This is a genomic window from Xanthobacter sp. 126 (assembly GCF_000526175.1).
Taxonomy (GTDB): Bacteria; Pseudomonadota; Alphaproteobacteria; order Rhizobiales; family Xanthobacteraceae; genus Xanthobacter; species Xanthobacter aminoxidans.
In genome coordinates, this window is the sequence record NZ_JAFO01000001.1 from 782,478 (window position 1) to 809,324 (window position 26,847).

27 protein-coding genes are annotated in these 26,847 nt (G+C 70.3%); 9 read left to right on the top strand and 18 right to left on the bottom strand.

Going from position 1 to position 26,847, the window contains the following annotated elements:
• The first annotated feature begins 54 nt into the window (after positions 1-54).
• Positions 55-351, top strand: coding sequence for a 50S ribosomal protein L28 (gene rpmB, locus XAN126_RS0103590; RefSeq protein ID WP_024277232.1), 297 nt, complete (start codon positions 55-57; stop codon positions 349-351).
• 71 nt (positions 352-422) lie between these two features.
• Here the strand turns inward: rpmB and XAN126_RS26800 are convergent, their stop codons facing one another.
• The 8 genes from XAN126_RS26800 to ccmI all read right to left on the bottom strand — a co-directional run bounded on the left by XAN126_RS26800 (position 423) and on the right by ccmI (position 7,326).
• Positions 423-893 (bottom strand): hypothetical protein, encoded by a 471-nt coding sequence (locus tag XAN126_RS26800; protein WP_024277233.1) that lies wholly within the window; start codon positions 891-893, stop codon positions 423-425.
• Positions 890-1,426, bottom strand: a complete 537-nt coding sequence (locus XAN126_RS0103600; RefSeq protein WP_024277234.1) for a hypothetical protein — start codon at positions 1,424-1,426, stop codon at positions 890-892. The genes XAN126_RS26800 and XAN126_RS0103600 overlap by 4 nt, the downstream gene beginning before the upstream one ends.
• 4 nt (positions 1,427-1,430) lie before the next feature.
• Positions 1,431-1,823 (bottom strand): VOC family protein, encoded by a 393-nt coding sequence (locus XAN126_RS0103605; protein ID WP_024277235.1) that lies wholly within the window; start codon positions 1,821-1,823, stop codon positions 1,431-1,433.
• A 28-nt stretch (positions 1,824-1,851) separates the two neighbouring features.
• Positions 1,852-3,075, bottom strand: a complete 1,224-nt coding sequence (gene rlmN, locus XAN126_RS0103610) for a 23S rRNA (adenine(2503)-C(2))-methyltransferase RlmN (protein ID WP_029876675.1) — start codon at positions 3,073-3,075, stop codon at positions 1,852-1,854.
• Between the two features lie 131 nt (positions 3,076-3,206).
• A complete protein-coding gene (locus tag XAN126_RS0103615; RefSeq protein ID WP_038224969.1) occupies positions 3,207-3,701 on the bottom strand; it encodes a cytochrome c-type biogenesis protein in 495 nt (164 codons plus the stop codon).
• A 5-nt stretch (positions 3,702-3,706) separates the two neighbouring features.
• Positions 3,707-5,695: a heme lyase CcmF/NrfE family subunit gene (locus tag XAN126_RS0103620; protein WP_024277238.1), complete on the bottom strand. Its 1,989-nt coding sequence runs from the start codon at positions 5,693-5,695 to the stop codon at positions 3,707-3,709.
• Between the two features lie 3 nt (positions 5,696-5,698).
• Positions 5,699-6,178 carry a cytochrome c maturation protein CcmE gene (gene ccmE, locus XAN126_RS0103625; RefSeq protein ID WP_024277239.1) on the bottom strand — a complete coding sequence of 160 codons (480 nt, stop codon included), beginning with the start codon at positions 6,176-6,178 and terminating at the stop codon, positions 5,699-5,701.
• Positions 6,175-7,326 carry a c-type cytochrome biogenesis protein CcmI gene (gene ccmI / locus XAN126_RS0103630; protein ID WP_024277240.1) on the bottom strand — a complete coding sequence of 384 codons (1,152 nt, stop codon included), beginning with the start codon at positions 7,324-7,326 and terminating at the stop codon, positions 6,175-6,177. Before ccmI ends, ccmE begins: the two co-directional genes overlap by 4 nt.
• A 181-nt stretch (positions 7,327-7,507) precedes the next feature.
• Between ccmI and XAN126_RS0103635 the strand changes: the two genes are divergently transcribed.
• Positions 7,508-7,924, top strand: coding sequence for a YidB family protein (locus tag XAN126_RS0103635; protein ID WP_024277241.1), 417 nt, complete (start codon positions 7,508-7,510; stop codon positions 7,922-7,924).
• Positions 7,925-8,043: 119 nt separating this feature from the next.
• Here XAN126_RS0103635 and XAN126_RS0103640 read toward each other — a convergent pair whose 3' ends face one another.
• Positions 8,044-8,565, bottom strand: coding sequence for an invasion associated locus B family protein (locus tag XAN126_RS0103640; protein ID WP_024277242.1), 522 nt, complete (start codon positions 8,563-8,565; stop codon positions 8,044-8,046).
• Between the two features lie 338 nt (positions 8,566-8,903).
• On the opposite strand from XAN126_RS0103640, the gene XAN126_RS0103645 reads away from it, so the two are divergent.
• Positions 8,904-9,884 (top strand): NADPH:quinone oxidoreductase family protein, encoded by a 981-nt coding sequence (locus XAN126_RS0103645; protein WP_024277243.1) that lies wholly within the window; start codon positions 8,904-8,906, stop codon positions 9,882-9,884.
• 3 nt (positions 9,885-9,887) lie between these two features.
• Here XAN126_RS0103645 and XAN126_RS0103650 read toward each other — a convergent pair whose 3' ends face one another.
• From XAN126_RS0103650 to XAN126_RS0103675, 4 genes are all read right to left on the bottom strand, one after another.
• Positions 9,888-10,301, bottom strand: coding sequence for a YkvA family protein (locus XAN126_RS0103650; RefSeq protein ID WP_038225611.1), 414 nt, complete (start codon positions 10,299-10,301; stop codon positions 9,888-9,890).
• 62 nt (positions 10,302-10,363) lie between these two features.
• Positions 10,364-10,894: an RNA 2',3'-cyclic phosphodiesterase gene (gene thpR / locus XAN126_RS0103655; RefSeq protein ID WP_024277245.1), complete on the bottom strand. Its 531-nt coding sequence runs from the start codon at positions 10,892-10,894 to the stop codon at positions 10,364-10,366.
• Between the two features lie 181 nt (positions 10,895-11,075).
• On the bottom strand, positions 11,076-13,067 hold the full coding sequence (locus XAN126_RS29230) for a DUF3300 domain-containing protein (RefSeq protein ID WP_081762506.1): 1,992 nt from the start codon (positions 13,065-13,067) through the stop codon (positions 11,076-11,078).
• A gap of 91 nt (positions 13,068-13,158) precedes the next feature.
• Positions 13,159-13,833 (bottom strand): GyrI-like domain-containing protein, encoded by a 675-nt coding sequence (locus XAN126_RS0103675; RefSeq protein ID WP_081762507.1) that lies wholly within the window; start codon positions 13,831-13,833, stop codon positions 13,159-13,161.
• Between the two features lie 164 nt (positions 13,834-13,997).
• Between XAN126_RS0103675 and dapF the strand changes: the two genes are divergently transcribed.
• From dapF to XAN126_RS0103700, 5 genes are all read left to right on the top strand, one after another.
• Positions 13,998-14,855 (top strand): diaminopimelate epimerase, encoded by an 858-nt coding sequence (gene dapF, locus XAN126_RS0103680; RefSeq protein ID WP_024277250.1) that lies wholly within the window; start codon positions 13,998-14,000, stop codon positions 14,853-14,855.
• Entirely contained in the window at positions 14,855-16,138 is a 1,284-nt protein-coding gene (mtaB, locus tag XAN126_RS0103685) for a tRNA (N(6)-L-threonylcarbamoyladenosine(37)-C(2))-methylthiotransferase MtaB (RefSeq protein WP_029876678.1), read from the top strand. Before dapF ends, mtaB begins: the two co-directional genes overlap by 1 nt.
• Positions 16,139-16,160: 22 nt before the next feature.
• Positions 16,161-17,489 carry a signal recognition particle-docking protein FtsY gene (gene ftsY / locus XAN126_RS0103690; RefSeq protein ID WP_024277252.1) on the top strand — a complete coding sequence of 443 codons (1,329 nt, stop codon included), beginning with the start codon at positions 16,161-16,163 and terminating at the stop codon, positions 17,487-17,489.
• A 132-nt stretch (positions 17,490-17,621) separates the two neighbouring features.
• Complete coding sequence (locus XAN126_RS0103695; protein WP_024277253.1) at positions 17,622-17,981, top strand: hypothetical protein; 360 nt, start codon at positions 17,622-17,624, stop codon at positions 17,979-17,981.
• Positions 17,978-18,901, top strand: a complete 924-nt coding sequence (locus XAN126_RS0103700; RefSeq protein WP_024277254.1) for an SH3 domain-containing protein — start codon at positions 17,978-17,980, stop codon at positions 18,899-18,901. The genes XAN126_RS0103695 and XAN126_RS0103700 overlap by 4 nt, the downstream gene beginning before the upstream one ends.
• A 3-nt stretch (positions 18,902-18,904) precedes the next feature.
• Here the strand turns inward: XAN126_RS0103700 and XAN126_RS0103705 are convergent, their stop codons facing one another.
• From XAN126_RS0103705 to XAN126_RS0103720, 4 genes are read right to left on the bottom strand one after another with little or no spacing between them, the layout of a single operon-like run.
• Positions 18,905-19,771 carry a hypothetical protein gene (locus tag XAN126_RS0103705; RefSeq protein WP_024277255.1) on the bottom strand — a complete coding sequence of 289 codons (867 nt, stop codon included), beginning with the start codon at positions 19,769-19,771 and terminating at the stop codon, positions 18,905-18,907.
• Complete coding sequence (locus XAN126_RS0103710) at positions 19,768-20,826, bottom strand: glycosyltransferase family 4 protein (protein ID WP_245272205.1); 1,059 nt, start codon at positions 20,824-20,826, stop codon at positions 19,768-19,770. The genes XAN126_RS0103705 and XAN126_RS0103710 overlap by 4 nt, the downstream gene beginning before the upstream one ends.
• Positions 20,823-21,233: a 6-carboxytetrahydropterin synthase gene (locus tag XAN126_RS0103715; RefSeq protein WP_024277257.1), complete on the bottom strand. Its 411-nt coding sequence runs from the start codon at positions 21,231-21,233 to the stop codon at positions 20,823-20,825. Before XAN126_RS0103715 ends, XAN126_RS0103710 begins: the two co-directional genes overlap by 4 nt.
• Before the next feature lie 30 nt (positions 21,234-21,263).
• Complete coding sequence (locus tag XAN126_RS0103720; protein ID WP_024277258.1) at positions 21,264-22,274, bottom strand: zinc-binding alcohol dehydrogenase; 1,011 nt, start codon at positions 22,272-22,274, stop codon at positions 21,264-21,266.
• A 65-nt stretch (positions 22,275-22,339) separates the two neighbouring features.
• Here XAN126_RS0103720 and mdoH point away from each other — a divergent pair, with 65 nt between their 5' ends.
• Positions 22,340-24,172 carry a glucans biosynthesis glucosyltransferase MdoH gene (gene mdoH, locus XAN126_RS0103725; RefSeq protein ID WP_024277259.1) on the top strand — a complete coding sequence of 611 codons (1,833 nt, stop codon included), beginning with the start codon at positions 22,340-22,342 and terminating at the stop codon, positions 24,170-24,172.
• Between the two features lie 71 nt (positions 24,173-24,243).
• On the opposite strand, the gene XAN126_RS0103730 is transcribed toward mdoH, so the two are convergent.
• Entirely contained in the window at positions 24,244-26,781 is a 2,538-nt protein-coding gene (locus XAN126_RS0103730; protein WP_024277260.1) for a hypothetical protein, read from the bottom strand.
• Positions 26,782-26,847: the final 66 nt, after the last annotated feature.

The window sequence follows — 26,847 nt, forward strand, 5'->3', positions numbered from 1 at the left end:
TCTTCTGGCCCCGACGCGTTCCCCGCGCCATACGAAGAAAAAAGGACTTTCGCCATGTCCCGGCGGTGTGACCTGACCGGCAAGGGGGTTCAGAGCGGCAACCTCGTGAGCCACTCGAACCGCAAGACCAAGCGCCGGTTCCTGCCGAACCTGTGCAACGTGACGCTGGAGAGCGAGACGCTGAAGCGTTCCGTGCGCCTGCGCGTCAGCGCCAATGCGCTGAAGAGCGTGGATCACCGCGGTGGCCTCGACGCCTTCCTCGCCAAGGCCCGCGACGAGGAGCTGTCTCCCGTCGCCCTCGACCTCAAGCGCCAGATCGCCAAGGCCGTCGCGGCCGCTGCCGCGGCTTGAGCTTTCGGCTCTCCGAGACGTTTTGAACCGCGGACGGCAACGTCCGCGGTTTTTCGTCGTGGGTGCATTCCTCAGCGAGGGGGCGAGCCGCCGCCCGCGCTGCGCCCGGCCACGGCCCAATAGGCAAGGCCGCCGCCGGCACCGGCGATGAGGAGGTCCATCGTCACCCGCGCCAGCAGCGGATCGCCGAGAGAATCGGTGACGAGGGAGAAGCCCAGCCAGCCTGCCGCGGCCCAGATCGCGCCTGCCGCCACATGAGCCAGCGGGTGACGCAGGCTTTTCCGCTCCGAGATGGCCATCCACACCAACGTCGGCGCAAGTCCGCACACGGCGGCGAGCAGATAGGCGAAGCCGGCGGACGCGATCGCCACGCCATAATACAGCGCCAGCCCCTCGGACCCGCCGGGCGCGGGCACCACGCGGTCCATGGCGGCGCTGACAAGCGGCAGCAGGCTTACGGTGACGAGGACGGACGCGAGATAGGCCAACGCCAGACGACCCGTGCGCCGGACCGCACCGGGATCGTCGGCGGCGGGGCTCATCTGGGGGGCGACTCAGGGGACGGCGGCGACAGGTCCGGCCGGCGGGGCGGCGGGGGCAGGGTGCCGGCCCGCTCGGCGGGCGAGCGCAGGATGGGCTTGAAGAAGCCGGCCGTGGAGCCCGCCACCAGCCAATAGGCGAGCCCGCCGGCAAGGCCCGCCGCCACCACGTAGAAGGGATCGCCCGCCACCGCCGGTGCGCCATCGCTGGGCGAGAAGAGCTGGGCGCCGATCCAGGCCGAGACCACGCCGTTGGCCACGTGGAACATCCACGAGCGGATGGCGAAGGCCTCCGAGAACAGGATGCCCACCGCCGCCACCAGCCACATGAGCATCAGCAGCAGGAACAGCACCACCACCGTGGTGACGATGGCGATGATGATGCCCCACGCCCGTACATTGGGATCGTCGGCGCTGAACAGCGTACCGATGCGCCATTCGCCGATGAGGATCACGCACGCCCCGGCGATCACCGACGCGAAATAGCCGAGCGGTACCAGAACGAAGCGCAGCAGCAGGCGGACCAGGTTGTCCATGGGCTCAGGCGGTCTCGGGCATGTGGCAGACGGCTTCCACGTTGAGCCCGTCCGGGTCGAACACGAAAGCCCCGTAATAATTGGGATGATAGTGCGGGCGCAGGCCCGGTGCGCCATTGTCCCGCGCACCGGCTGCGATGGCGGCGGCGTAGAAGGCATCCACTACCGCGCGGTCCTTGGCTGTGAAGGCGAGATGCAGGTGTCCGGTGGCGACCGGCGCATCGCCGATCCAGAAATCCGGCTTGCCGGAGCCGACAACGCCGAAGCCGATATAGTGATGCCCGCCCGGCGGGCTCACCTCCATGAGGATGCCGTAGCCGAGGGGGGCCAGCGCCGCGAGGTAGAAGGCGCGGGAGTGCGCCACGTCGTGAACCGAGATCCCCACATGGTCGAGCATGGCACGCGTCTCCAGAAAGGGGTGGGGGCTAATCCTCTGCCTGGGCCATCATGGCGCGATAGGCGAGGCGCTCGCGGGCGGTGAGCTTCTCGCTCTCGCTCTTCAGCTGGCCGCAGGCGGCGAGGATGTCGCGTCCGCGCGGCGTGCGCACCGGGCTCGCATAGCCGGCGCGGAACACGATGTCCGAGAAGCGCTCGATGGTCTCCCAGTCCGAGCACTCATACTGCGTGCCGGGCCAGGGATTGAACGGGATGAGGTTGATCTTGGCCGGCACGCCTTCCAGCAGCTTCACCAGCGCGCGGGCGTCGGCGGGCGAGTCGTTCACGCCCTTCAGCATCACGTATTCGAAGGTGATGCGCTTGGCGTTGGAGGCAGCCGGGTAGGTGCGGCAGGCCTCCATCAGCTCCCTGATGGGGTACTTCTTGTTGATGGGCACCAGCACGTCCCGCAGATCGTCGCGCACGGCGTGCAGGGAAATGGCAAGCATGGGGCCGACTTCCGAGCCCAGCCGCTCGATCTCCGGCACCACGCCGGAGGTGGAGACGGTGATGCGCCGTTTGCCGAGGCCGAGGCCGTCGCCGTCCGAGAGGGTCTCGATGGCTTCCTTCACGCTGTCATAGGCATAGAGCGGCTCGCCCATGCCCATGAAGACGATGTTGGTGACGAGCCGGTCGCCCTCGGTGGGCAGGCCCGGACCAACCGCGCGCTCGCGGCCGGGATAGTCGCCCAGCCGGTCACGGGCGACCATCACCTGCGCCACGATCTCTGCCGCGGTGAGGTTGCGCACCAGGCGCTGGGTGCCGGTGTGGCAGAAGGAGCAGTTGAGGGTGCAGCCCACCTGCGAGGAGACGCACAGGGTGCCGCGGTCGCTCTCGGGGATGTAGACCGTCTCGATGTCGTGGGGCCGCTCGCCGGGATGATCGGCCGGGAAGCGCAGCAGCCACTTGCGGGTGCCATCCTGCGACACCTGCTCGGCCACGATCTCGGGTCGGGCGAGGGTATAGGCCTCCTCCAGCCGGGCGCGCAGGTGCTTGGAGACGTTGGTCATCTCCGCAAATTCGGTGGCCCCGCGCAGATAGATCCAGTGCCAGAGCTGGTTCACGCGCATGCGCCGATCCGAGCCCTTCACCCCGACCGCATCGAGCGCGTCGCCAAGCTTGTCCCGGTCGAGGCCGACAAGGGATGCGCACGCGGGCGCCGGTGCCGCTTCAGGAGAGGTGGACGAAAGAGCGGGCGCGGCTTCGCCGGCCATGGGCGGCACGGCAGTTTCAGGCGTGAACGTGGGTTCGGGCGTGGCTTCAGGCGTGGGCATCATGCGCCACACATAATCCCTCGCGGCCCACCTTTCCACGGGAAGTATGCGGGGGCCGCCCCGCGTTCGGCTCAGGGCTTGTTCGGGCCGGCCCCGTCGCCCTCGGCGAGCAGCGCCTTCAGCCGGGCCTCCTCGGCCGCCGAAAGGCGAGGCGCCGGGGGCGCGGCGCTGCGGCGGCGCATGGCGAGGATGGCACCCAGGCCGCCCAGCAGCAGCACAAGGATGGGCGCCCCCCACAAAAGCGCGTTGCGCCAGGACATGCGCGGGCGGAGCAGCACGAACTCGCCGTAGCGGGCCACCATGAAGTCCAGCACCTGGCCGTCGCTGTCGCCCGCCTTCAGCCGCTCGCGCACGATGATGCGCAGGTCTTTCGCCAGCGGCGCGTCGGAATCGTCGATGGACTGGTTCTGGCAGACCATGCAGCGCAGTTCCGCCGAGATGGTGCGGGCCCGGCTTTCCAGAACTGGGTCGCCCAGCACCTCGTCCGGCTGCACGGCGAAGGCAGGGGCGCCGAGGACGAGGAGGAGAAGGAGGGCCGGGAGGAGCGCGCGCAGGTTCAGTGCCATGCCGTTCACTCCGCCGGTGCCACGGCAGCCCGCTGCTTCTTCGCCGCGGGGCGGGGCGCACCCACCCGGAGGCGACGATCGGCGAGGGAAAGCATGCCGCCCAGCGCCATCACCACCGCCCCGAGCCAGATGAGCGTCACGAACGGCTTGAAGGTGGCGCGCACGGAGACGTGGCCGTCGGCGGCTTCCTCGGCCATGCTCACATAGAGCTGACTGAAGCCGAAGGTGCGCAGGCCCGCCTCGGTGGTCGCCATCTGCCGCGCGGCGAAGGTGCGGCGGGAGGCCTCGACGGTGCCCTCAGGGACACCGCCGTCGCGGATGGAGAAGACGGCCGTGCGGGCGCGGAAGTTCGCGCCGGTGCGGTTCTCCAGCCGGTCGAGGGTGAGGGTGCGCGAGCCGATGGTGATGGTGTCGCCGAGCTTCACCGCGGCGATCTTCTCAAGGCTCCACGAGGTCTCGCAGACGATACCGAGCAGGCAGACGCCGACGCCGAAATGGGCGATGGCCGTGCCATAGGCCGAGCGGGGCACGCCCGCGAGCCGGGCCAGAGCGACCTTCGCCCCCACCCGTCCGAGGCCGGCGCGTTCGGCAAGGTCAGTCAGCGCGCCGAGCATGATGAAGGCGGAAAGGCCCACCGCCAGCGGCGCCAGCACCGGCCCGCCGGTGGTCGCGGCCGCCGTCACCACAGCCGCGACGATGGCGAGCCCTGCGGCCAGCATCAGCCGCTGCGCCGCGCCCAGGATATCGCCGCGCTTCCAGGCGAGCAGGGGACCGAACGGCATGGCGAAGACGAGGGGCAGCATCAGCCCGCCGAACACCAGGTTGAAATAGGGCGGGCCGACCGTGATCTTGGCGCCGGTGAAGGCTTCGAGCGCCAGCGGGTAGAGCGTGCCGACCAGTACGGCGGCGGTGGCGGCGGTGAGGAACAGGTTGTTGAACACCAGCGCCCCCTCCCGCGAGATGGGCGCGAACAGGCCCCCCTGCTTCAGTTCGGAGGCGCGGAAGGCGAACAGCGCGAGCCCGCCGGCGATGAAGAAGGTGAGGATGCCGAGGATGAACACGCCGCGCGCCGGATCGGTGGCGAAGGCGTGCACCGAAGTCAAAACGCCCGAGCGCACCAGGAAGGTGCCCACCAGCGACAGCGAGAAGGCGAGGATGGCGAGGAGGATGGTCCACACCTTCAGCGCGTCGCGCTTCTCCATCACCACGGCGGAATGCAGCAGGGCTGTGGCGGCGAGCCACGGCATGAGCGAGGCGTTCTCCACCGGGTCCCAGAACCACCAGCCGCCCCAGCCCAATTCGTAATAGGCCCAGTAGGAGCCGACCGCGATGCCCAGCGTGAGGAACACCCAGGCCGCCAGCGTCCACGGACGCACCCAGCGCGCCCAGGCGGCGTCGATCCGCCCCTCGATCAGCGCCGCGATGGCGAAGGAGAAGGAGATGGAGAGCCCCACATAGCCGAGATAGAGCAGCGGCGGGTGGATGGCGAGGCCGGGGTCCTGAAGGATGGGATTGAGGCTGCGCCCCTCGGCCGGCGGCGGCACGATGCGCGCGAACGGGTTGGAGGTGAACAGGATGAAGGAGAGGAAGGCCGACGCCACGGCGCCCTGCACCGACAGCACCAGCGCCTTGAGCCGGTCCGGCAGGTTGGCGCCGAACACCACCACCAGCGCGCCGAAGATGGCGAGCACGAAGACCCACAGCAGCATGGAGCCTTCGTGGTTCCCCCAGGTGGAGGTCACGCGGTAGATGAGCGGCATCTGGGAGTGGGAATTCTCCACCACGTTCACCACCGTGAAGTCGGAGGTGACGTAGAGCTGTACCAGCGCGCCGAACGCGAAGGCGACGAAGCCGAACAGCGCGAGGGCGATCGGCCCTGCCGACCCCATCAGCACCGCGTCGCCCCGCGTCGCGCCCCAGCCGGGCAGGATCACCTGCGCGAGGGCCAGCGCGAAGGCGAGAGCGAGGGCGTATTGTCCGATCTCGGCGATCATGCCTCAGCTCCCGGGCTGGCGGGTGGAGGGGGAGGCTGCGCCCGGCGCGGGCGCGCCGTCCTTCCACAGACCCTGCTGCTTCAGCGCGTCGGCGACCTCGCGCGGCATGTATTTCTCGTCGTGCTTGGCGAGCACGCTGTCGGCCTTGAATTGGCCGTCCGGCTGCAGCACGCCTTCCGCCACCACACCCTGACCCTCGCGGAACAGGTCGGGCAGGATGCCCTGATAGGCGACCTTCACCGCGGCGTTGCCGTCGGTGATGGAGAAGGTGGTGAGCGTGCCTGCCTTCACCACACTGCCGGTCTCCACCAGTCCGCCGAGTCTGAGGCGGGCGCCCGGCGTCACCTGCTTCTGCGCCACCTCGGTGGGGGTGCGGAAGAAGACGATGGTGTCGTTGAGCGCCGAGAGGATGAGGCCGGCGGCGAGCGCGAGCACGCCGAGCCCGGCGCCGATGAGGATCAGCCTGCGCTGCTTGCGCGTCATCCTTTTCCTCCTGTCGGCAGGGCCTTCTCCGCCGCGTCGAGACGGGCGAGGGCCGCCGGATCGTCCTTGAAGGCGGCGCGCGCCGTCTTGAGCGCGGCGTCCGCCTTGTCCTTGTCGCCGAGCACGCCGTAGGCGCGGATCAGCCGCTCCCAGCCGTCGATGTCGTTCGGCTCCTTGTCGAGCCGGGCGGCGAGACGGTCCACCATGCCACGTATCATGGCGTTCCGGTCCTGCGGCGACATTTGGGCGGCCGCATTGACATCGGCGGCACCGGGACCCGGTGTCGCAGGGGAAGCGGCTGCGGGCGGAGCCGTGCCACCGACCCGGGCCAGCGCCTCCGCCACCACGGGCCGGTAGGGAGCCGAAGCCGGCGTGCGGGCAAGCAGCTCGCTCCAGATGCGCGCCGCATCCTGCGCGCGGCCGTCCTGCTCGGCGGCGAGGCCGAGGAAATAGGCGGCGCGCGGTTCATCCGGGTTCAGCGCGAGCGCGGCGGCGAAGGCCTTGGCGGCGTCTGCGGTGACGAGGCCGTCCGCTGCCACGACAAGCGCGTCGCCACGTGCCGACAGGCGCTCGGCGGTGGGGCCGAGGATGCGGATGGCTTCGCCGTAGGCGCGGGCGGAATCCTCCGGCCGGCCAAGGCGCAGATAGATGGGGGCGAGGATTTCATAGCCCTGCCCGTCATTGGGGTTCTTTTGGAGGTGTTCCTCCACGCGGCGCACCAGGATCGCGACGTCGCTGCGATCCGGCGCCGCCGACAGGCGCTCGGCGAGGGGCGCGCCGGGGATGCCGGGCGAGCCCATGAAAGCATAGAGCGCGGCGGCACAGACGGGCACGAAGACCAGCGCCACGATGGCTGCCGCGCGCCGGCGCCGGCCGGTGACCGCAGGATCGGCGGCGGCGGCATCGGCCGCTGCGTCGGCGGCCAGCATCCGCCGGGCGACCTCGATGCGCGCGGCCTCCGCCTCGGCGGCGGGCAGGCGGCCGGACTTGGCATCGCGGGCAAGCTCGGCCAGCTGGTCGCGATAAACCGCGAGGTCCGCCTCCCGCGTCGCCTTCATGGTGCGGGCGCGCGACAGCGGCCACAGCACGGCGAGGGCCGCGACGGCGGTCATGAGGGCGAGGGCCGTGAACAGAGGGAGTGGGATCATCACCTGCGAGCCGTTAGCGGCTGACGATCGTCGTGCATAGGTCACACGCCGTCCCAGCGGCGCGGAGCCGCAGGCGATCAGGCATTCGTGACCGATCCACGCCAGATCGACACCGCTCGGGCGATCCGGTACACCAACCCGAAGTGCGCCGCATCGTGCAGCGCAGCAGGAGGAGATGGGGATGGGCCTGTTCGATCAGATGGCGGGCAGCATGCTCTCCAACATGCTCGGACGCGCCGGTCCGGAGGGCGCCGGCGCCCTCATCGACACGCTGCTCAGTGGCCCCATGGCCTCGGCGCTTCCCGGCATCCTCGATGGCGCACTGGCGAAGACGCCCTATGGCAGCATCGAGGGCGTGCTGGCGCAACTGCACGAGGCAGGTCTTGCCCACGAGGTGGAGAGCTGGCTGTCCACCGGCCCCAACGTGCCGGTGAGCGCGGACGAGATCGTCAACGCGCTCGGCGCCGAACCCCTCACCGCCATCGCGAACGGGCTGGGCCTCCAGCCGGAGATGCTGCCGGAACTGCTGGCCAAGCACCTGCCGGCCATCATCGACCGCTTCAGCCCCAACGGCGTGCTGGAACTTCCCGGGCGGTGATTGCCCGGCCGGTGACGATCGGGACGGTGATTGTCGGGACGGGCTGGACCCGTCCCTTCCGCATCACCTGAACGCGCCCAGCGGCATCCGCTCAGCCCACGTCGTTCAGCCGACGTCGTTCACTTGCACTCCTGCGCCACCCGATCGATGGCCTGGCCGAGGCCGACCAGCGAATATTTGTCGGTGGTCACGTTGCCGCGCAGGGAGGTGGAGGCGACCGTGAGGTCCTTGCCGCGCTTCATGGCTTCCACGAGCTTGGATTCGTCCGCCACGTTGCGCACCCAGGCGCCCTGATCCTTGGTGTAGAGCTGGAGCGTCGCGTTGCCGACCGTCAGGGTGGCGTCCGAGCCCTCCTTCAGGGGGAAGCCCATGGTGACGGTCACTTCGTTCTTCACGTTCTCACCGGGACGAGTGGAGATGAAGAAATAGGCCGGATCGCGCTTCAGGCCCTCGGGCGCGCGGGTCTTCGGCTGGGAGATGGCGTAGCAGACCTTCGGACTGGAGGTGGAGACGTAGACGCTCCAGTCGCCGAACTGCGCCACCGCTTTCGACTGAGGCTGACCCTGCGCGACGGCCGGGACGGCTGCGGCGCAGGCGAGGAACACGCCCAGGAGTGCAGGATGGACACGAGGAAGCGTCATGGCTTCTCCTAAATCGCTGGGGCCCTTTAAGGCAATCGGACTTCAGGCTGGCCGCCGGCTGTCGGGTAGCGAGGCAGGCGGTCAAAAAAATGGCGGGGTGGTCTTGCGTTTTCCTAACCCAAAGGCTCGGCTCCGCTCAATGCGCCGGACGTGCGAATTCGCCCGATTCGTTGCGCCATGGGACTTTGCGAGACTGTCCGGCCGCTCGGTGAAGCGCAAGGCGCAGGGTTCGTAAGGGGCCGGTGCCGTCGCGGAAGGGCGTATTTACCCCGTGCTTCCGCCCGTTTGGGTTAATTTTTGGTAATCCGGTCCCGTCACGCGGGAGAGAAGGAGCGTTCATGAAAGCGGTGGTGTGCGCGCGCCATGGTGCCCCCGAAACCCTCGAGATTCGCGACCTGCCGCAGCCGGTGCCCGGTCCCGGCGAGGTGCTGGTGAAGGTCGCGGCTATCGGCCTCAATTTCTTCGACACGCTCATCATCCGCGATCTCTACCAGGTGAAGCCCGAGCTGCCCTTCTCCCCTGGCGCGGAATATGCCGGCCATGTGGCGGCGCTGGGCGAGGGCGTGACCGGCTTTGCCATGGGCGATCGGGTGTGCGGCTATCAGACCTACGGGGCGGCGCGCGCGTATGTCGCGGCACCCGCCCAGTTCCTGGCCAAGGTGCCGGATGACCTCGACCTCGTGAAGGCCGCCGGCCTTATCGTCACCTATGGCACGGCGCTCTACGCCCTCAGGGACCGCGGCGAACTGAAGGCGGGCGAGCGGCTCGCCGTGCTCGGCGCCTCGGGCGGCGTGGGCCTCGCGGCGGTGGAACTTGGCCGGGTGCTCGGCGCCCGCATCATCGCCTGTGCCTCCTCGCCGGATAAGGTGCGCTTCGCCCTGGAGCACGGCGCGGACGAAGGCTTCGACTATGCCTCCGGTGACCTCAAGGCCGCGCTCAAGGCCTTCGGCGGCGAGAAGGGGCTGGACGTGATCTACGACCCCGTGGGCGGCGACATGGCGGAGCAGGCCCTGCGCGCGCTGGGCTCGCTCGGCCGCTTCCTGGTGGTTGGCTTCGCCGCAGGCGAGATCCCGAAGATCCCGCTCAACCTGCTGCTGGTGAAGAATTGCGACATGCGCGGCGTCGCCTTCGGCACCCATGCCCGGGCCAATCCCGGCTGGCTGCGCGACGCGGTGGCCGAACTGATGGGCTATGCGCGGGACGGGCGCATCTCCGCGCACGTGGACAAGACCTTCCCGCTGGAACACTGCGCCGAGGCCCTCGGCGAGATTTCCGGGCGCCGGGTGAAGGGCAAGGTGGTGCTGACCGTGGCGGACTGAAGCTCAGGCCGGGCGGCCATCCTCCCCGCTCGCCTGATGGTCGGGATCGAGGGCTGCCTTGGCCGCTTCATAATGCTCCGGCTTCACGTGGCCGGAGAGCAGCTTAAGCGCGCCCATCAGCACAGCGGCGTCGTCGCCGAAGCCCACGAGCGGCAGGAAATCCGGCGCGATGTCGAACGGCAGGACGAAATAGGCCAGCGCGCCGAGCAGCGTCGCCCGCACGCGCAGCGGCGTCTCGCGGTCGAAGGCGGCGTAATAGCTCGCAACCGCGTCCTCAGCGAAGGGGACGTGGCGGGCGGCGCCGCGCATCTTCTTCCAGAAGCCCTTGCGGACGCTGGCCTCGTCTTGCGCGGCCTTGTCCCGCTCGGCGCCCGAGAGGCGGTCGAAATCGTCGGGGTTCAGCGTGTGCGTGATCATGCCAATGAAATGGGGACCGCGCACAGCGCTGCAAGAGGCGGGTCGTCCTACAGAGGGGTGCCCTACAGGAGAGGGTAGGCCGCTTCGACGAGGTAGGGGCCGCCGCCCACCGAATCCCGCGAGGAGAACAGCACGAAGCGCGGCACATGAAATGGCGGGGTGCGGAAGGAGCCGCGCGCGGCCAGGTAATCTGCCACCTGCCGTGAGGACGCGTCGCGCAGCCGGGCGAGGGTGACGTGGGGCTTGTAGTTGCGCTCGGCACCGAGGCCAAGCCGCTGCATGATGCGCTCCTGTTCGGCCTGCAGTTCCATCAGCGCCGCATTGGCCTTCACCGCAGCGAACACGGCGCGCGGCTTGTGGCCGCCAAACTGGTCCAGCCCGTCCAGCGCGATATCGAAGGCGGGGCGACGCACCTGCCCGAGCATCAGCATGATGTCGCGGCCTGTGGCGTCGTCCACGTCGCCGATGAAGCGCAGGGTGACGTGATAGTTCTCGGAATCGATCCAGCGCGCGCCGGACAGCCCGCCTCGCAGCATGGAGAGGCCGAGCCCCACCTCGGGGGGGATCTCGATGGCGGTGAACAGTCGCGGCATTGAACCCTCCGCGATGGCCGGCGGAACGGGGCCGGTCTCACGAGGAACCGCGGCGCAACCGCGGGCCCAACGCTTCCAGTGAAGGAGATTCGCGCGCCGAAGGAAAGGGCTCTGCCCCGTCTTCGGCGGCGCTGAAACAAACCGCCCGGCCGAAGCCGGGCGGGAGGGTCGGTCGTCTGCCTCAGCGCTGGCCGGGACGCGGCCGGTTCTGCGGCGCCGCCCGATGCTGCTGCGGCATGGCCCGCTGCTGTGGGCGCATCTGTTGCGGACGCATCTGCTGGGGCCGCTGCTGTGGCCTCATCTGCTGAGGCCGCTGTTGCGGACGGTACTGCTGCGGCCTTTGCTGGGGGCGCATCTGCTGGGGCCGCTGCTGCGGGCGAACCTGCTGCGGCCGGTTCTGCGGCCGCACATTGGCGGGCCGGTTGGCCGGCCGGTTCGGCTGGACCGACGGCCGGTTGGGCCGGTTGGGACCCGCGTTCGGATAGCCGGGCCGGTTCGGGCCGGCATTCGGATAACCGGGACGGTTCGGTCCCGCACCCGGAACACTGGGCTGGCCCGGACGGCCCGGACGACCGGGTCCGACGCCGGGAGTGCCGGGATAACCGGGACGGCCCGGACCCACGCCAGGGCCGCCGGGCTGGCCGGGGATATTGCCGGGCATACCGGGGCGACCGGGACGGCCGGGGCCGACGCCGGGTGTACCGGGATATCCGGGACGCCCCGGTCCCGCTCCGGGATAGCCCGGACGGCCAGGCGTGCCGGGAACGACGGGCATACCGGGACGGCCGGGACCAACGCCGGGTCCACCGGGATAGCCGGGCGTTCCGGGACGGCCCGGACCCCCGGGATAGCCCGGACGGCCGGGGGCCCCGGGAACTAGCGGCATACCGGGACGGCCGGGTCCGACGCCGGGTCCACCGGGATAGCCGGGCGTGCCGGGACGGCCGGGGGCTCCGGGAACAAGCGGCATACCGGGCCGGCCGGGACCGACGCCCGGTCCACCCGGATATCCGGGCATTCCGGGACGGCCGGGACCACCAGGTCCTCCGGGTCCGCCAGGCCAGCCAGGACGACCGGGTCCACCCGGTCCACCCGGCCAACCGGGACCGCCGGGGCCACCAGGACCACCAGGACCGCCAGGACCACCAGGACCGCCAGGACCACCGGGCCAGCCCGGACGACCGGGACCTCCGGGGCCACCCGGCCAGCCGGGACGGACCGGCGGCGGGAAGCCGGGACGGCCGGGAACCCACGGTCCCGGACCCCATGCCGGCGGACGGCCACCCCAGCCCGGACCCCAGTAGGGCGGGCGCACCCAGCGCGGCGGCACGACCCACACCGAATTCCACGGCCGGTTGTTCCAGCCCCAATTGTTGTTCCAGTAGGAGCCGACCAGCACGCCGGCGCCGAACGCCAGGGCACCGGTGGCGAAGGTGGTGAACACCTCCGAGCTGTCATAGGCCGGCACGTAGATCCGCTCGGGATCCGCCGGCTGGATGTAGATGGTGCGCGCGGGGCCACTGCCGCCGCTGCTGGCAGGCACCTCCTGCGTCGTCACCACCTGCTGCGGCGTCGTCTGCAGGTTGCCGACGGCCTGCGCCTTGGCGCGCAGCATCTGGATGGTGTTGGAGACGTCCTGCGGCTGGGTCGAGAAGGCGAGGCCGAGGGATTCCGACCATTCCATGTGCTCATGGAGGAGCGTGACCACGTCCGGAAAGCGGACCAGCGCCTTCACCGAGGAATCCCAGTTGAAGGCATCCACGGCGGTGAAGTTGCGCTCCTGCACCGGGCCGGGATTGGCGACGATCCAGTTGTAGGCTTCCACCAGCTGTTCCGGGAACAGGGTCGCCGGGAACAGGATGGCGAGCAGCGGGTCCGGGTAGAGCGCCACCGGGCCGAGCAGATATTCGAGCTCGCTGAGCGAATAGGCCGGCTGCACCTGATCGCCCGGCTGGGGCGGCGGCAGCGGCTGGCCCTGCGGCGGCGGGACGGCGCCGGGCTGGACGGCCGGAGGCGCCCCCTGCGGATAGCCCTGGGCGCCCTGCGGGCCGGGAGGCGGGGTCTGGGCGAGGGCGGGATAGATGGTGGACCAGCCGAACACCGCCGCGAGTGCGATGCGCGAGAGGTTTCCCGTTCGCCCCTTGACGCAGTTTCTTACGGATATGCCACCCATGCGGCCCTCCTTGTGGCGGCGCTTTGACCCTAGGTTAGATCCGCGGGCGCCGTCGTTCCTTGATGTTGCTCTATTTTCTCGGGGTGTCTGCTCAGGGCAGGGGCACGAGGATTTCGATCTCCAGCGCCTCGGGCGAAGCTGTCAGGAGATCGGTGCGGTAACGCTCGATGTAGAGGTCGTTCTGCTCGACGTTCTTTTCGTCGAGATAATTGGCGATCTGCTCGTAGGTGTTGTCCATGTCGCCGAACGAGCCGGTATGGACGAACCGCAGCACCTTGCCCGCGAAGGAGCCGCCGAGCTTCATGGGCTCCGCCGGCTTCTGCGTGGTGGTGCCCGAGAAGGGCACCTGCACCTCATAGTCGAAGCCGCGGTCGTCGCTGGTGGTGTACATGACGAACACTTGGCCGGCCCGGGTCAGGCCCAGCCGCTTCAGCTCGGTGTCGGCCTTGCGGACGGCCTCCACCAGCTTGTCATAGGCGTCTTCCCACGAAGACGAGCCGGAGAGCGTGAGCACCGGCACGGGCGACAGCGTCAGTTCGTCCGGCGCAAAGGTGGATGCGGCGGGCGCGCCGGGTGTGACGGGCGTCGTTTCCACCTTCTTCGGGTCCACCACCGGCGGCGGGGTCAGCGTGTCCTGCCCCTTCTGCGGGGCGTCCTTCTGCGGCGCATCCTTCGGCGCCTGCGCGACCGCGGGAGCCGCCAGCGCCATCATGAGCCCGAAAACAACCGCCGCCCGTCCGAGCCTCGTCCCCCAAACGCCCGTCATCGTCCATCCTCCCGCGGGCCGAAGGGCCGCGACGCACTCTGTCTAGCATGTTCTCATGGCGCAGTTCGGCGTGATTGCGGCGGGTTGCGGGCGGCGCAGGGGTGGTGTGATGGACGGAACGGCGCCATATAGGGCAAAGACCTTTCAGGACAGCCCGGACGCCCGTGAACCCGCTCAGCCACCGCCCCTTCGTGAAGATGAACGGTCTCGGCAACGAGATCCTCGTCCTCGACCTGCGCGCCGATCCGGTGGAGGTGCCGCCCGCCGCCGCGCGGGCGCTGGCGCGGCCCTCCGTGCTGCCGTTCGATCAGGCCATGGTGCTCTATCCCCCGCGCCGCGACGACACCGCCGCCTTCGTGCGCATCCTCAACAATGACGGCTCGCTTTCCGCCGCCTGCGGCAACGGCACCCGCTGCATCGCCGCGCTGGAAGCCGAGCGCACCGGCACGCCCCACGTCCTGTTCGAGAGCGAGGCGGGGCTGCTCGATTGCACCGTGCGCCCGGATGGGCAGGTGAAGGTGGACATGGGCGCCCCCCGCCTCAGCTGGCGCGACATTCCGCTGGCTCAAGACGTGGGTGATACCGCTTCCGTCCTCGTGCCCGGCTTCGAGAGCCTGGGGCCGGCGGTGATGGTGAGCATGGGCAACCCCCACGCCATTTTCTTCGTCGACGATGCCGACGTCATGGACGTGGAGGGCCTGGGCGCCGCGCTGGAGCATCATCCGCTCTTTCCCGAGCGGGCAAACATCTCCTTCGCCAGCCTCGCCGCGCCGGACCGCATCCTGCTGCATGTCTGGGAACGCGGCGCCGGCCGCACGCGGGCCTGCGGCACCGCCGCCTGCGCCACCGGTGTCGCCGCCGTTCGCACAGGGCGCACCGGCCGGGCCGTCACGGTGATGCTGCCCGGCGGGCCGCTGGAGATCGAATGGCGCGAGAGCGAGGGCCATGTGCTGATGACCGGCCCCGTGGAGCATGAGTTCGCCGGCACCCTCACCCCCGCCATGCTGGGGGAGGCCGCCTGATGGCGGACGCCGGGGTTGAGGCTGGCGTGGAGGTGGTCAATTTCGGCTGCCGCCTCAACGCGCTGGAAGGCGACGGCATCGCCCGCGCCGCCACGGCTGCCGGGCTGGAGCGTGCCTTCATCGTGAACACCTGCGCGGTGACGGCGGAAGCTGTGCGGCAGGCGCGCCAGGCCATCCGACGCTCCCGCCGCCGCGATCCGTCTTTGCGCATCGTCGTCACCGGATGCGCCGCCCAGACCGAGCCCGGCACCTTCGCCGCCATGGACGAGGTGGACCTCGTGCTCGGCAATGGGGAGAAGGTCTCGGCCGCGAGCTGGGCCGACGCGCGCCACGCTCTCGATTTTGGCGTCTCCGCCGAGCAGAAGGTGCGGGTGCAGGACATCTCCACCGTGCGCGCGGCGACACCCCATCTCGCCGACCGCTTCGAGGGGCACACCCGCGCCTTCGTGGAGGTGCAGAACGGTTGCGATCATCGCTGCACCTTCTGCATCATCCCGTTCGGGCGAGGCCCCTCGCGCAGCGTGCCCATGGGCGCGGTGGTGGCGCAGGTGGCGCGGCTGGTAGAGAGCGGTCACGCGGAGGTGGTGCTCACCGGCGTCGATCTCACCGCCTATGGTGCCGACCTCCCCGGCGCGCCGACCCTCGGGCGGCTGGTGCGGGCGGTGCTCGCCCGTGTGCCGGAGCTGAAGCGCCTGCGCCTCTCTTCCATCGACGCGGTGGAGGCGGATCGGGAGCTGATGCGCGCCCTTGCCGAGGAAGAGCGGCTGATGCCGCATCTGCACCTCTCGCTCCAGTCCGGCGACGACCTCATCCTGAAACGCATGAAGCGCCGCCACAGCCGGGCCGAGGCGCTGGCGTTCATCGCCGCGTTGCGGCAGGCGCGGCCGGATGTGGTGCTGGGCGCCGACATCATCGCCGGCTTTCCGACCGAGACCGAGGCCCAGGCCCGCGCCACGCGCGACTTCGCCGAGGAGGCGGGCCTCGTCTTCCTGCACGCCTTCCCCTTTTCCGCCCGGCCGGGCACGGCGGCGGCCCGCATGCCGCAACTCGCCCCGGCGCTGGTGGCCGAGCGCGCGGCGCGGCTGCGCGAGACCGGGGCTGGGCTGTTGCGCCGGCATCTGTCGGCCGAAGTCGGCCGGCGCCGCACGGTGCTGGTGGAAGCGGGCGGGCGCGGACATACCGAACATTTCACCCCGGTGCGCCTCTCCGGCGCGGCCGTGCGCGGCAGCCTCGCCGATCTGAGGATCGCCGGGCACGACGGCGCGCGGCTCATCGCGGCGTGACGCATTTCATGGGATCTCGGGCATGAGCCAGCAGGACGGCGGAAACGACAAGAAGAAGCGCGGCTTCTGGGGCTGGCTGAAGGGCGAGCCGGCGGCCGAAACGCCGGTTGCGCCGCCGCCCGACGCGCCTGTTCCCGATACGGCGGAAGCCGCGCCCGCACCGGACGTGCCGTTGCCGGCCTCGGTGGAGAGCGCTGCGGCGGAGCCTGCGGAGCCCGTCGCCGCGTCGCCCGTCGAAGCACCCGCGCTTGAGCCCGCCGAACCCGAGCCGACGGTCGCACCCGCTCCGCTGGTCGCTGTCGAGCCGGAGCCCGTCGCCGAGGCTGAGTCCGAGCCGGTCACAGCGACTGAGCCTGAGCCGGTCGAAGCCCCCGCGCCCGAGCTTCCCACGCCGTCGTCCGAACCCGTCGCCGCAACCCCGGCCCCGGAGCCGCGCAAGGGCTTCTGGAGCCGGCTCGCTTCCGGCCTCGCGCGCACCGCCTCCAGCCTCGGCCAGGGCATCACCGACCTCGTTTCCAAGCGCAAGCTTGATGCGGCGACGCTGGAGGAGCTGGAGGAGGTGCTGATCCGCGCTGATCTCGGCGTCGAGACCTCCATGCGCATCGTCGAGGACGTGGGGCGCGGCCGGCACGACAAGATGATCTCGGCCGAGGAGGTCAAGAGCCTCATCGCCGCCGAGGTGGAGCGCATCCTCGCCCCGGTGGCGACGCCGCTGGTGGTGGACACCGCGCACAAGCCGTTCATCCTGCTGATGGTGGGCGTCAACGGATCGGGCAAGACCACCACCATCGGCAAGCTCGCCTCCCAGTGGCGCGCCGAGGGCCGCAAGGTGGTGCTCGCCGCCGGCGACACCTTCCGCGCCGCCGCCATCGAGCAGTTGAAGGTGTGGGGCGAACGCACCGGCGCCACCGTCATCGCCCGCGAGCAGGGCGCCGATGCGGCGGGTGTCGCCCACGACGCCATCACCGAGGCGCGCGCCCAGAACGCCGACATATTGATGATCGACACCGCCGGGCGTCTGCAGAACCGCGCCGAGCTGATGGCGGAGCTGGAAAAGGTGGTGCGGGTCATCAGGAAGCAGGAGCCCACCGCCCCGCACGCGGTGCTCCTCGTGCTCGACGCCACCGTGGGCCAGAATGCGCTGTCTCAGGTGGAGGCGTTCGCGCGCATTGCCGGTGTCACCGGCCTCGTCATGACCAAGCTCGACGGCACGGCGCGGGGCGGCATCCTCGTGGCCATCGCGGCGAAGCACAAGCTGCCCATCCATCTCATCGGCGTGGGCGAGGGGCAGGACGACCTCCAGCCGTTCGCGGCGCGGGATTTCGCGCGGGCCATCGCCGGGCTGGAATGAGGTCTTTCGCGCCTGTGCGGTAGCTCTCTGCCGCCCTGCTGCCGTTTCGGCACGCGGCGGTTGCGAATCCGCCGTTTCCTCGGGAAATGTCGGCCTTGAGCACCGCCGTGCGTCATCCCGAGGATCGCCGCAATGACACTGTCTTCCCGACGCCTCTTCTCCCTCTCGCTGGCCGCAGGGACGCTTCTGGCCCTCTCCGGAGCGGCCTTTGCTGCGCAAACGACGCCGCTGTTCAAGATCGTCACGGTGAAGGACGAGATCATCGTCGGCCTCTCGCCGCAGGATGTGGCAGCGCTCGGCGGTAGCGACGTCACGGCCATCGGCCGCGCGCTGAAGGCGAAGGGCGAGGTGACGCTCTGGCGCTATGCGGTGCGCAAGGGTGCGGACGGGGCGCTGGAGCAGGCGCCGGTGGCGCGCGTCAGCATCCTCGGCAATGACAGCCTGCGGGTCGAGCCCTACACCACGCCCCTGAAGATCATCGCGCCACAATGAGGCGCCTCCTCCTTCTCGTCGTGACGGCGCCGGTGCTGGTCGGCGAAGCCCGTGCGGAAGACCCGGCATGGGTCGCCGCCGCCACGGCGCACCTGCCGAAGACGCTGGTCGCCGGCCGCGTGTTGCGCGCGGGCGAACTGGGCCAGACGGCGCTGATCGCCGTCTTTCCCGCCGGGGCGGATGATCCCAGGACACCGGGCAGCGCCTTCGCGCCCGGGCAGGTGCTGGAGGTGACGCTGACGCCTGAGGGCGATGCCCGGAAGGTCGTCTCCGCCACCGTACGCCCGCGCACCCCTCAGGACCCGGCGGGGGACGATCCCGTCGCGGAGGAGCAGGCGGATATCCTCGCCGGTCTGGCGAAGCAGAAGGCGGAGCCGGGCGTCGAGGCCTGCCAGATCAAGGCATGGTCCATCGACACCAGCCGCAAGGGCCTTGCTGTGCGCGCTGCGCCTTCGGCCACGGCGAAAGTGGTCGGCACCCTTGCCCCGCCGCGCCATACGCCCGAGTCGGGACAGGGCGAGGACGACAGCTGGCACGCGGAGTTCGAGATCACCGGCTACAAGGACGGCTGGTTCCGCATTCGCAACGCCACCCCGCCCGGCGCGCCTTACGATGATCCGCCGCCGCGCTCGTACCCGAAGACCTACAAGGGGGCCGGCTGGATTCCGGCGGACAAGGCCGGCGGCGCCTATGCCAACACGCAGATGCCTGTCATGCGCCTGCATCAGGCGCCGAGCGTCGATTCCAAAGACATCCCGCCCGGCGATGACGCGGCCGACCCCTCCGGCAACCTGCCCATCGACGGCACGCTGGAGCGCCTTTACGCCTGCTCGGCCAACTGGGCGCTGACCAAGAGTCGGGATGGCAAGCGCGGCTGGTGGCGCGGCATCTGCTCCAACCAGGTCACGAACTGCAGCTGAGTTTCAGCCGCGCGGCAGCGCCAGCAGGTCCACATGGCCGATGACGCAGGTCTGCGCCATCGCCCGTGCCCGATGCCAGTCGGCGGCGACCTCGGCCGGCACCCGCCCGCTGTCCACCGCCGCCTGCGCGGTGCCTTTCGCCAGCTCGGCGATCAACTGCCTGTCGCCGCCGTCGAGCCGCCACGGGCTGTCTGCCGTCTCGACCGCGTAGTCGGCTGTGGCAAGCGCCTCACCCAGAACGGTCGCCGCGTCTGCTCCGGCGGCGGGGCCGAAGCCCTTGTCGGTGGCCTGATGGGCGCGGAAGGCATCCGCGATTTCCGCATCCGCCGGATGGGGTGGCGACCACGCATCCCGACCGTCGCACGTCAGCGCCGCATGGAGAACCACGCCGCTGTCGGCGAACGCTGCCGCGAAGCGTCGGCACCAGTCCGCCGACACGAGGTCGTAGAAGGCCGAGGCGGTGACGAGGTGGGGCTGGAAGGTCAACGGCGCGGCGGGGTCGGCGGCGATGTCGCGCAGGGCGAACTCCACCGTCACCTCTTTGCCCGCGAGATCGAGCACCAGCGTTGCGCCGTCCTCCCGCCAGCCGTCCGCGAAGGTGCGAAAGGCGGTCCGGGCGGCTTCGGCGAGGGTGTCGTCGTGGTCCACCAATATCCAGTGCTGGCGCGGTCCGAGCTTCGGCGCCAAGGCGCGGAGATTGGAGCCGGAACCGGCGCCGAGATCGACAATGCGCTGCTCCGCGAGGGACGACAGGCGGGCGGCGAGCTTCGCCTCCAGCGCCGCCGATCGGGCGCGATGGTCGGCGGCCTCCCGCAGGGCGAGCCATCCGGCGGAGAAGGTCGCGGCAGGGGCGGGGGCCAATTCGCTCATTGGTTGGCGACCTCCATCAGGACCCGGCCGATGACGGCGACGGTGTCGGACCAGTCGGGCAGGGCGGTGCCGGCGGAAAAGGCGGCATCGGCCATCGCCCGCCGCCGCGCGGGATCGATGAGCAGCGGGCGCAGCGCCGCGCCAAGGGCGTCCGCATTGCCTGGCGGCACCTTCAGGCCGGCCCCGTCCGGGACCGTCTCACCCGCGGCGCCGCCGGTGGTGCAGATGACCGGCAAGCCGCGCCGCAGCGCCTCGGCCAGCACCATGCCGTAGCCCTCATAGAAGGAGGGATGGACGAAGATATCGGCGGCGGCATAGGCCTCGTCCAGCGCCGCCACATGGAGCGCGCCGGCGAGGCGGATGCGGGGGCCGAACCCGGCCGCGCGGGCGGCGATCTCCCGCGCGGTCTCTGGCTCGAAATCCGGGCTGCCGACGATGGTCAGCGTCCAGTCGAGATCCGTGAGGCCGTCGAGGGCGTCGAGCAGCACGCCATAGCCCTTGCGGGGCGTCAGCGACCCCACCGCGATCAGGCGCGGCGGGTGGCCGTCCGCCGGCACGCGGGCCGCGGGGGCGGTGCCGGGCAAGGCGAGGGTGATCTTCTCCGGCGGCACGCCATAGCGCTCCACCAGCATCCGCCGTGTTTCGGGGCTGACGGCGATGACGGCGGCGGCGGCGGCGAGTGCTCCCGCCTCGCTCTCCAGCAAGCGGGCCGCGACCTCCTCCGAGAGGCCGGTCTCCAATGCGAGGGGATGATGCACCAGCGCCACCACAGGCCGTCCGAGACGCCGCAGGGCCTCGCCCGGCAGGGCGCCGAGGGCGAGGCCATCGGCCAGCAGCACGGTGCCGGAAGGCGTCGCGGCCAGAGCGGCCAGGGCCGCCCCGATTTCGTCCGCCGTGGGAAAGGGGAACCCGCCCTTGAGCGAGAGCGGCAGCGCATCGAAACCTTGCGCCGCCAGACCGGCGAGGATGCGCCGGTCATAGGCATAGCCGCCGCTGGGGGTATCGATGGCGCCGGGATGGACCAGCGCCACCGCCGGCCGCGCGGGAGCGCTCACGCGGCGGGGCCGATGTCGGCCTCGTACCAAGCGCGGGCGACGTGGGATTCGTGCAGCGAAACCCGGATGCGCACAATACCGTCGCCCCCGGTGCCGAGATCGCCGGAGCGGGCGGCGGCGGCCATGTGGTCGAACACGTGGCGGGCCAGCACTTCGGTGGTGGTGTTGCGGCCGGCGAAGGCGGGCACCTCGTCGAGGTTCTTGTAGTTGAGCGGGCCGAGCACGCCCTTCAGCGCCTCATGGGCGCGGGCGATGTCTACCACGACGCCTTCTTCGGTCAGGTCCTCACGATAGAAGGCCACATCAACCACGAAGGTCGCCCCGTGCAGCGCCTGCGCCGGGCCGAACAGGTCGCCCCGGAAGGAATGGGCGATCATGATGTGGTCCCGCACCTCTACCGCGTACATGGAATGTCCTTTCTGTCCGGTGGTCCGGCTTCAGCCATACTTGACGACGGTGGCGATCCCTTCCGCTCCGGCTTCGAGGATACGCGGCAGCCGGGTCGGCAGATCATTGAAGGCGACCTCCTCGGTGATGAGCGCATCGAGCCGGTCGTCGGCGAGGAGGTCCAGCGCCTTGAGCAGGCGGCGGCGCCGGCTCCAGCGCGGGCGGCGGGCGGGGCTCACGGCGCCCACCTGCGAGGAGAGGATGGCGAGCCGCTTGTGATGGAAGCCGCCGCCCAGCGCCACGTCCACCGGACGGTCGCCGTACCAGCTCATCTCGATCACGCGGCCCTCGTCGCCGCAGCAGGCGAGGCAGGTGTTGAGGCCCGCCGAGGAGCCGGAGGTGTGGAAGACGAGATCGGCATCAAGATCGGTCGGGCCGGGCTCGGCGGGCAGGAAACCGGCGCCGAACGTCGCGGCCACCGCCGCGCGGGCGGGATCGGTGTCCACCACCGTCACCTCCGCGCCGGGCAGGCGGCCGCAGAGATAGGCGACCAGCAGGCCGACGAGCCCCGCGCCCACCACCACGATGCGGTCTCCGGGACCGGAGCCGCCGTCCCACACCGCGTTGAGGGCCGTCTCCATGTTGGCGGCGAGGGTGGCGCGCCGCGCCGGCACGGCATCGGGCACCGGGGCCAGCATCTCGGTGAGCGCCACGAACCGCTCCTGATGGGGCGCGAGGGAGAAGACGCGGCGGCCGAGCAGTTCGGGCGGCCCCACTTCCACCTCGCCGACGGCGCAATAACCGTACTTCACCGGAAACGGGAACTCGCCCTCCTGCAACGGCGCGCGCATGCGCTTGCGATGGACGGGATCGGCGAGCCCGGCGGCCACCAGCCGCTCGGTACCGCGGCTGATCGCGCTGTATTCGGTGCGGACCTGCGCGGTGGCCTCGTCCACCGACGGCAGCACGCCGGGCCTCAGCTCGCTGATGCCGGGCGCGACGTACCAGAGGGCGCGGGCGAAAACCGAAGCGTGGCAAGTTGACGCAGGATGAACGGCCATGCTTTGGCTCTCGTATACGCTTGGGGTTTCGTCGCCGCGGGCCGCCGGCACCCAGGGAGCTATGCATGTCTTCAAGGTCCGGTCCACTGTCCACGCTTCCGGAGAAACCCGCACCTGCGTCGGCCACGCTGACGCCGGCTTTGATCCAGCCGCTCTCAACGCTCCGGCGGCGCCGTCTGTTCATGCTGGTCGCAAATCTGGCGACGGTGGCCCTCGTCCTCGCCGGCATGGTGGCGCTGGGCGCCCATGACGGTTTCTCGCTGGTGGATGGGCTGCTGCTGGTCTGCGCGCTCGCCATCACGCCGTGGAATTCCATCGGCTTCTGGAATGCGGCGGTGGGGCTCTATCTGCTGCACGGCCGGCGCCGGGGCGTGGAGGCGGCGGCGCCCTTCCTCGCCGCGCCTCTGCCCGAAGGGCCGATCACGGCGCGCACCGCCATCCTCCTCACCGTGCGCAATGAGGATCCCTCGCGGGCGCTGGCGCGGCTGAAGGCCGTGAAGGCGGATCTCGACCTGTCCAGCCACGGCGGCGCCTTCGATTTCCATGTGCTCAGCGACACCTCTCGGCCGGAAATCGCCGCTGCCGAGGAGGCGCTGGTGGCGGCGTGGCGGGCGCAGGAGGGGCCTTCCCGCATTTTCTACCGCCGCCGGGCCGACAATGCCGGGTTCAAGGCCGGCAACATCCGCTCCTTCTGCACGGATGCGGGCGATCGCTACGATTTCATGCTGCCACTCGATGCCGACAGCCTGATGGGGGCGGACACCATCCTCTCCATGGTGCGCCTGATGGCTGCCTATCCGCGCCTCGGCATACTGCAGAGCCTCGTGGTGGGCCTGCCCTCCCGGAGCGCGTTCGGGCGCATCTTCCAGTTCGGCATGCGCCACGGCATGCGCAGCTACACCCTCGGCGCGAGCTGGTGGGCGGGGGATTGCGGGCCGTTCTGGGGGCACAATGCGGTGATCCGCGTCGCGCCCTTCCGCGACGCCTGCCACCTGCCCGCGCTTCCCGGCGGCCCGCCGTTCGGCGGACCCGTGCTCTCCCACGACCAGGTGGAAGCGGTGCTCATGCGCCGCGCCGGCTACGAGGTGCGCGTGCTGCCGGTGGAGAGCGAGAGCTATGAGGAGAATCCGCCCGCCGCCACCGATTTCGTCGGCCGCGACCTGCGCTGGTGCCTCGGCAATCTCCAGTATCTGCGCCTGCTGACCGTGCCGGGCCTCGCCGCGAGCCTCCAGCCCATGAGCCGGTTCCAGTTGGTCTGGGCCATCCTGATGTTTGTCACGGTGCCGGCGCATCCGACGCTTCTGGCGCTGCTGCCGCTGGCGGCGGCGGAGGCGGGTCCGGCCTATCCCGCGGCGCTCGCTCTGGCGCTCTATGCCGGCATGATGGCGATGGCGCTCCTGCCCAAGCTCGCCGGCGTCGCGGACGTCCTGCTGACCTCGGGCGGCGTCGCCCGTTATGGCGGCGCGCTGCGCTTTGCGGCGTCCGTGGCGGTGGAGCTGGTGTTCTCCTTCCTGCTCAGCGCCATCACCGCCATGGCGGTGACGCTGGAGATGGTCCGCCTGCTGCTGGGCCGGGTGCGCGCATCCTGGCGCGCACAGGCGCGCGATGGCCATGGGGTGGACTTCGCCCATGCGGCGCGGGCGTTCTGGCCGCAGACGGTGTTCGGCCTCGCGGTGCTCGTCGCGCTGCTGGCGGTGCAGCCGGTGCTGGCGCTGTGGGCGGCGCCGGTTCTGGCGGGCTATGTCCTCGCCATTCCCTTCACCATGGCCACCGCCGATCCGCGCCTCGGCCGGCTCTGCGTGCGCCTTGGCCTGTGCGCGGTGCCGGAGGAGTTCCGCCCCAGCCGGGTGCAGCGCCTGCTCGCGGGCGAAAGCTTCGAGACCCGCCGGGCGGCCTGATCCGAGACGGCGCAGAAACAAAAAGGCCGGGCGCAAGCCCGGCCTTTCCTATTCTGTGCGATGGGGTGGGATCAGCGCCGGCCGAAGCCGCCGCCAAACCCGCCGCCGAAGCCACGACCACCACCACCCCAGCCGCCGCCACCGCCGAAGCGATCGCCGCCGCCGAAGCCTCCGAAGTCCCGATCGAAGCCGCCGGAGCCGAAGCTGTCGCCATGGCCATAGGCGTCGCCGCCGAAGCCGTCGCCGCCATAGCTCGACACCCGCTGGTTGCCCCAGGAGCGGGCCTGCTCCTCGTGATCGAGGCTGGAGGTGTCGCGGGTGGTGTTCTGCCAGCCGGAGGTGGTGTGCTGGCTCCAGCTGCCGTTGTCGTTGTGCTGGTAGACGTTGCCGTCGTGGTCCACCGCTACATGGCCGTTGTCCCAGGCCACCGCGTTGCCGGTCTTGGCATTGCCGGCGACGCCGCGGCTGTTGACGTTCACGTTGCCGTGGTTGTCAGTCACGCCGGTCTGGGAGGCGTGGTAGGTGCCGGTGGTGGGGTTGGCGCCGGCGGATTCACGCCCGGCGGCGGCATTGCCGGTATAGGCGTTGCCTTCTACCCCGGCGCGGCTTTCGCCGCGGGCACCGGTGGTGGGGTTGTAGCGGGCGTTCTCCCGGCCGGCGGCATAATTGCCGGAATAGGGATTGAACGCGGCGGCCGAGCGGCCGGCGAAGTTGGTGCCGTTTGCCGTGGTGCCGTGCCAGTCGCGGCCTGACCAGTCGGTGCCGTTCCAGGTGGTGCCCCAGGCGTGGTTGACGGTCGCGGCGCCGCCCCAGCGGCCATAGAGGTTGGTCTGGTTCAGGTTGGTGTAGCCCCAGTGGCCGCCCCACGGGCCGTAGGGTCCATAAGGTCCATAGGGACCATAGGGATGCCAGTAGGGACCCCAATAGGGATAGACCGCAGCGCCCCAGCCCCAGCCAGCGGCAAAGCCGAAGGCGAAGCCGGTGTCGAGGCCCAGCGCGAAGCCGGCGCCGACGCCGTAGGTGACGGGGCAGGAATACCAGTCGGCAAAGCCCACATAGCCGACGCAATTGTAGCCGGTGCCGTAGACCACCGTGCCGCCGGGCGCGACCACGACGCCCATGTAGCCGGGGGTATAGCCCACCACCACCGCGTCCGGCGTCGAGCCGTAGATGCGGACGTAGGTGACGTAGTGCATCGGCGAGGACACCGGGATGGTGTAGATCACGTCCGGCACCACATCGGCGACCCGCCAGGGGCCGGCGGGATCGACGGCCGCGAACCAGGCGCCGTTGTTGGCCGCATAGAAGCGGTCGGGGGCGAGGCGGATCACCGGCGTTGCGGTGTTCACCGCGTAGGCGAGCGCGGTGCCGCTGATGGGCTCGAACTTGGGCGCGCCCTCATAGGCGACCTTCAGCTCCACGCTGCGCTTCACGGTGGCCGTCTGCGGGATGGTGGCGGCGATGGCGGCTTCCTTCGCCTGCGGCGTGCCCGCGACGGAGACCAGCACGTTGGCCTTCGGATCGTTCGGCGAGATCTTGGAGAAGTCCTTGGGTAGCGCGTTGCTGGCGACGAAGGCCCACGGCCCCTTGAGGTCGGGCGCCTTGAACCAGCGGCCGGAGATCAGGACGTAATAGGAATTGGAGGTGGTCTCCATGAACACCGCATGATCGGCATTGTTCATGGTGAGCAGGTTGGTGCCGGCGACCGGGAGCATCTGCGGCTGGCCATCGGTCTGGATCAGCTCGGACGGCTTGGTGACGGCGATGATGGCCGGGGCCGGGTTGATGGGCTTTTTGTCGTTGTTGAGCAGCGGATCGGCCGGGGTCTCGGCGATGGCGGCCTTGCCGGCGGAGGCGAGGGCATCGGAGACCTGGGGGGTGACGATCCAGGTGCCGCCGAGGCTCGGCGTCTCGTACCAGTGGCCGGCGGCTTCCAGATGATAGGTGCCGGCATCGTCCTTCAGCAGCAGCGGGCGGGTATTGACGACCCGCTGGAAGCCGCTGACGCCCTTGATCGGGCGCAGCACCGGCTCGCCGGCGACCGGAACGAGGATCGTGGTCGTGGTGGCGAACAGAATCTGCGGCGGAGTGTTGTCCACCGGCTGGGTCTGGACCTTGGCCAGTTCCTGGTTCACCGCATAGCTCGCCTGGAGCTGGTCGAGCGGCACGGTCATGCCGTCGGGCGGCAGGCGGGTCTGGAGGGCCGAGCGGATTTCCCCCGCCTTGGCCGGCTCGGTGGGCACCTGCACGCCATCGATGGTGAAGGTGGCGAAATGAACGAGGCCGGCCGGCTTGTCGATGGCGACGCGGGTGGTGAACTTCACCATGCCGTAGGTCGGCGTCCCCGTCTTGACGCCGATGGCGACGGCGGCGCGGCCGGACATGGTGTCGCCGGTCCACACGTCGATCTGCGGCTGATAGAGCTGGAGGACCTGATTGTCGGGCAGGTCATAGACGCGCGGCCAGGTCGGCGGCGCGGAGGGCGTGGCTCCGGGCTGGGCCTGCGCCTGAGGTGTCGACTGGGGTTGCTGGGCGTCGGCCGTCGCGGTCCACAGCATCGCCGCTGCAACCAGCGCGGCGGCTGAGGCGCCGCTCCAAAGTCGCTTCATGAACTCCCTCCCTCCCGAAACACCGGGGCGCGCACACCTACCATGTTCGCAGTCGAACGTCAGCGT

Coding starts and splice junctions, on each gene's coding strand:
- rpmB (WP_024277232.1), top strand. CDS start 55: ATGTCCCGGCGGTGTGACCTGACCGGCAAGGGGGTTCAGAGCGGCAAC.
- XAN126_RS26800 (WP_024277233.1), bottom strand. CDS start 893: ATGAGCCCCGCCGCCGACGATCCCGGTGCGGTCCGGCGCACGGGTCGT.
- XAN126_RS0103600 (WP_024277234.1), bottom strand. CDS start 1,426: ATGGACAACCTGGTCCGCCTGCTGCTGCGCTTCGTTCTGGTACCGCTC.
- XAN126_RS0103605 (WP_024277235.1), bottom strand. CDS start 1,823: ATGCTCGACCATGTGGGGATCTCGGTTCACGACGTGGCGCACTCCCGC.
- rlmN (WP_029876675.1), bottom strand. CDS start 3,075: ATGGCCGGCGAAGCCGCGCCCGCTCTTTCGTCCACCTCTCCTGAAGCG.
- XAN126_RS0103615 (WP_038224969.1), bottom strand. CDS start 3,701: ATGGCACTGAACCTGCGCGCGCTCCTCCCGGCCCTCCTTCTCCTCCTC.
- XAN126_RS0103620 (WP_024277238.1), bottom strand. CDS start 5,695: ATGATCGCCGAGATCGGACAATACGCCCTCGCTCTCGCCTTCGCGCTG.
- ccmE (WP_024277239.1), bottom strand. CDS start 6,178: ATGACGCGCAAGCAGCGCAGGCTGATCCTCATCGGCGCCGGGCTCGGC.
- ccmI (WP_024277240.1), bottom strand. CDS start 7,326: ATGATCCCACTCCCTCTGTTCACGGCCCTCGCCCTCATGACCGCCGTC.
- XAN126_RS0103635 (WP_024277241.1), top strand. CDS start 7,508: ATGGGCCTGTTCGATCAGATGGCGGGCAGCATGCTCTCCAACATGCTC.
- XAN126_RS0103640 (WP_024277242.1), bottom strand. CDS start 8,565: ATGACGCTTCCTCGTGTCCATCCTGCACTCCTGGGCGTGTTCCTCGCC.
- XAN126_RS0103645 (WP_024277243.1), top strand. CDS start 8,904: ATGAAAGCGGTGGTGTGCGCGCGCCATGGTGCCCCCGAAACCCTCGAG.
- XAN126_RS0103650 (WP_038225611.1), bottom strand. CDS start 10,301: ATGATCACGCACACGCTGAACCCCGACGATTTCGACCGCCTCTCGGGC.
- thpR (WP_024277245.1), bottom strand. CDS start 10,894: ATGCCGCGACTGTTCACCGCCATCGAGATCCCCCCCGAGGTGGGGCTC.
- XAN126_RS29230 (WP_081762506.1), bottom strand. CDS start 13,067: ATGGGTGGCATATCCGTAAGAAACTGCGTCAAGGGGCGAACGGGAAAC.
- XAN126_RS0103675 (WP_081762507.1), bottom strand. CDS start 13,833: ATGACGGGCGTTTGGGGGACGAGGCTCGGACGGGCGGCGGTTGTTTTC.
- mtaB (WP_029876678.1), top strand. CDS start 14,855: ATGGCGGACGCCGGGGTTGAGGCTGGCGTGGAGGTGGTCAATTTCGGC.
- ftsY (WP_024277252.1), top strand. CDS start 16,161: ATGAGCCAGCAGGACGGCGGAAACGACAAGAAGAAGCGCGGCTTCTGG.
- XAN126_RS0103695 (WP_024277253.1), top strand. CDS start 17,622: ATGACACTGTCTTCCCGACGCCTCTTCTCCCTCTCGCTGGCCGCAGGG.
- XAN126_RS0103700 (WP_024277254.1), top strand. CDS start 17,978: ATGAGGCGCCTCCTCCTTCTCGTCGTGACGGCGCCGGTGCTGGTCGGC.
- XAN126_RS0103705 (WP_024277255.1), bottom strand. CDS start 19,771: ATGAGCGAATTGGCCCCCGCCCCTGCCGCGACCTTCTCCGCCGGATGG.
- XAN126_RS0103715 (WP_024277257.1), bottom strand. CDS start 21,233: ATGTACGCGGTAGAGGTGCGGGACCACATCATGATCGCCCATTCCTTC.
- XAN126_RS0103720 (WP_024277258.1), bottom strand. CDS start 22,274: ATGGCCGTTCATCCTGCGTCAACTTGCCACGCTTCGGTTTTCGCCCGC.
- mdoH (WP_024277259.1), top strand. CDS start 22,340: ATGTCTTCAAGGTCCGGTCCACTGTCCACGCTTCCGGAGAAACCCGCA.
- XAN126_RS0103730 (WP_024277260.1), bottom strand. CDS start 26,781: ATGAAGCGACTTTGGAGCGGCGCCTCAGCCGCCGCGCTGGTTGCAGCG.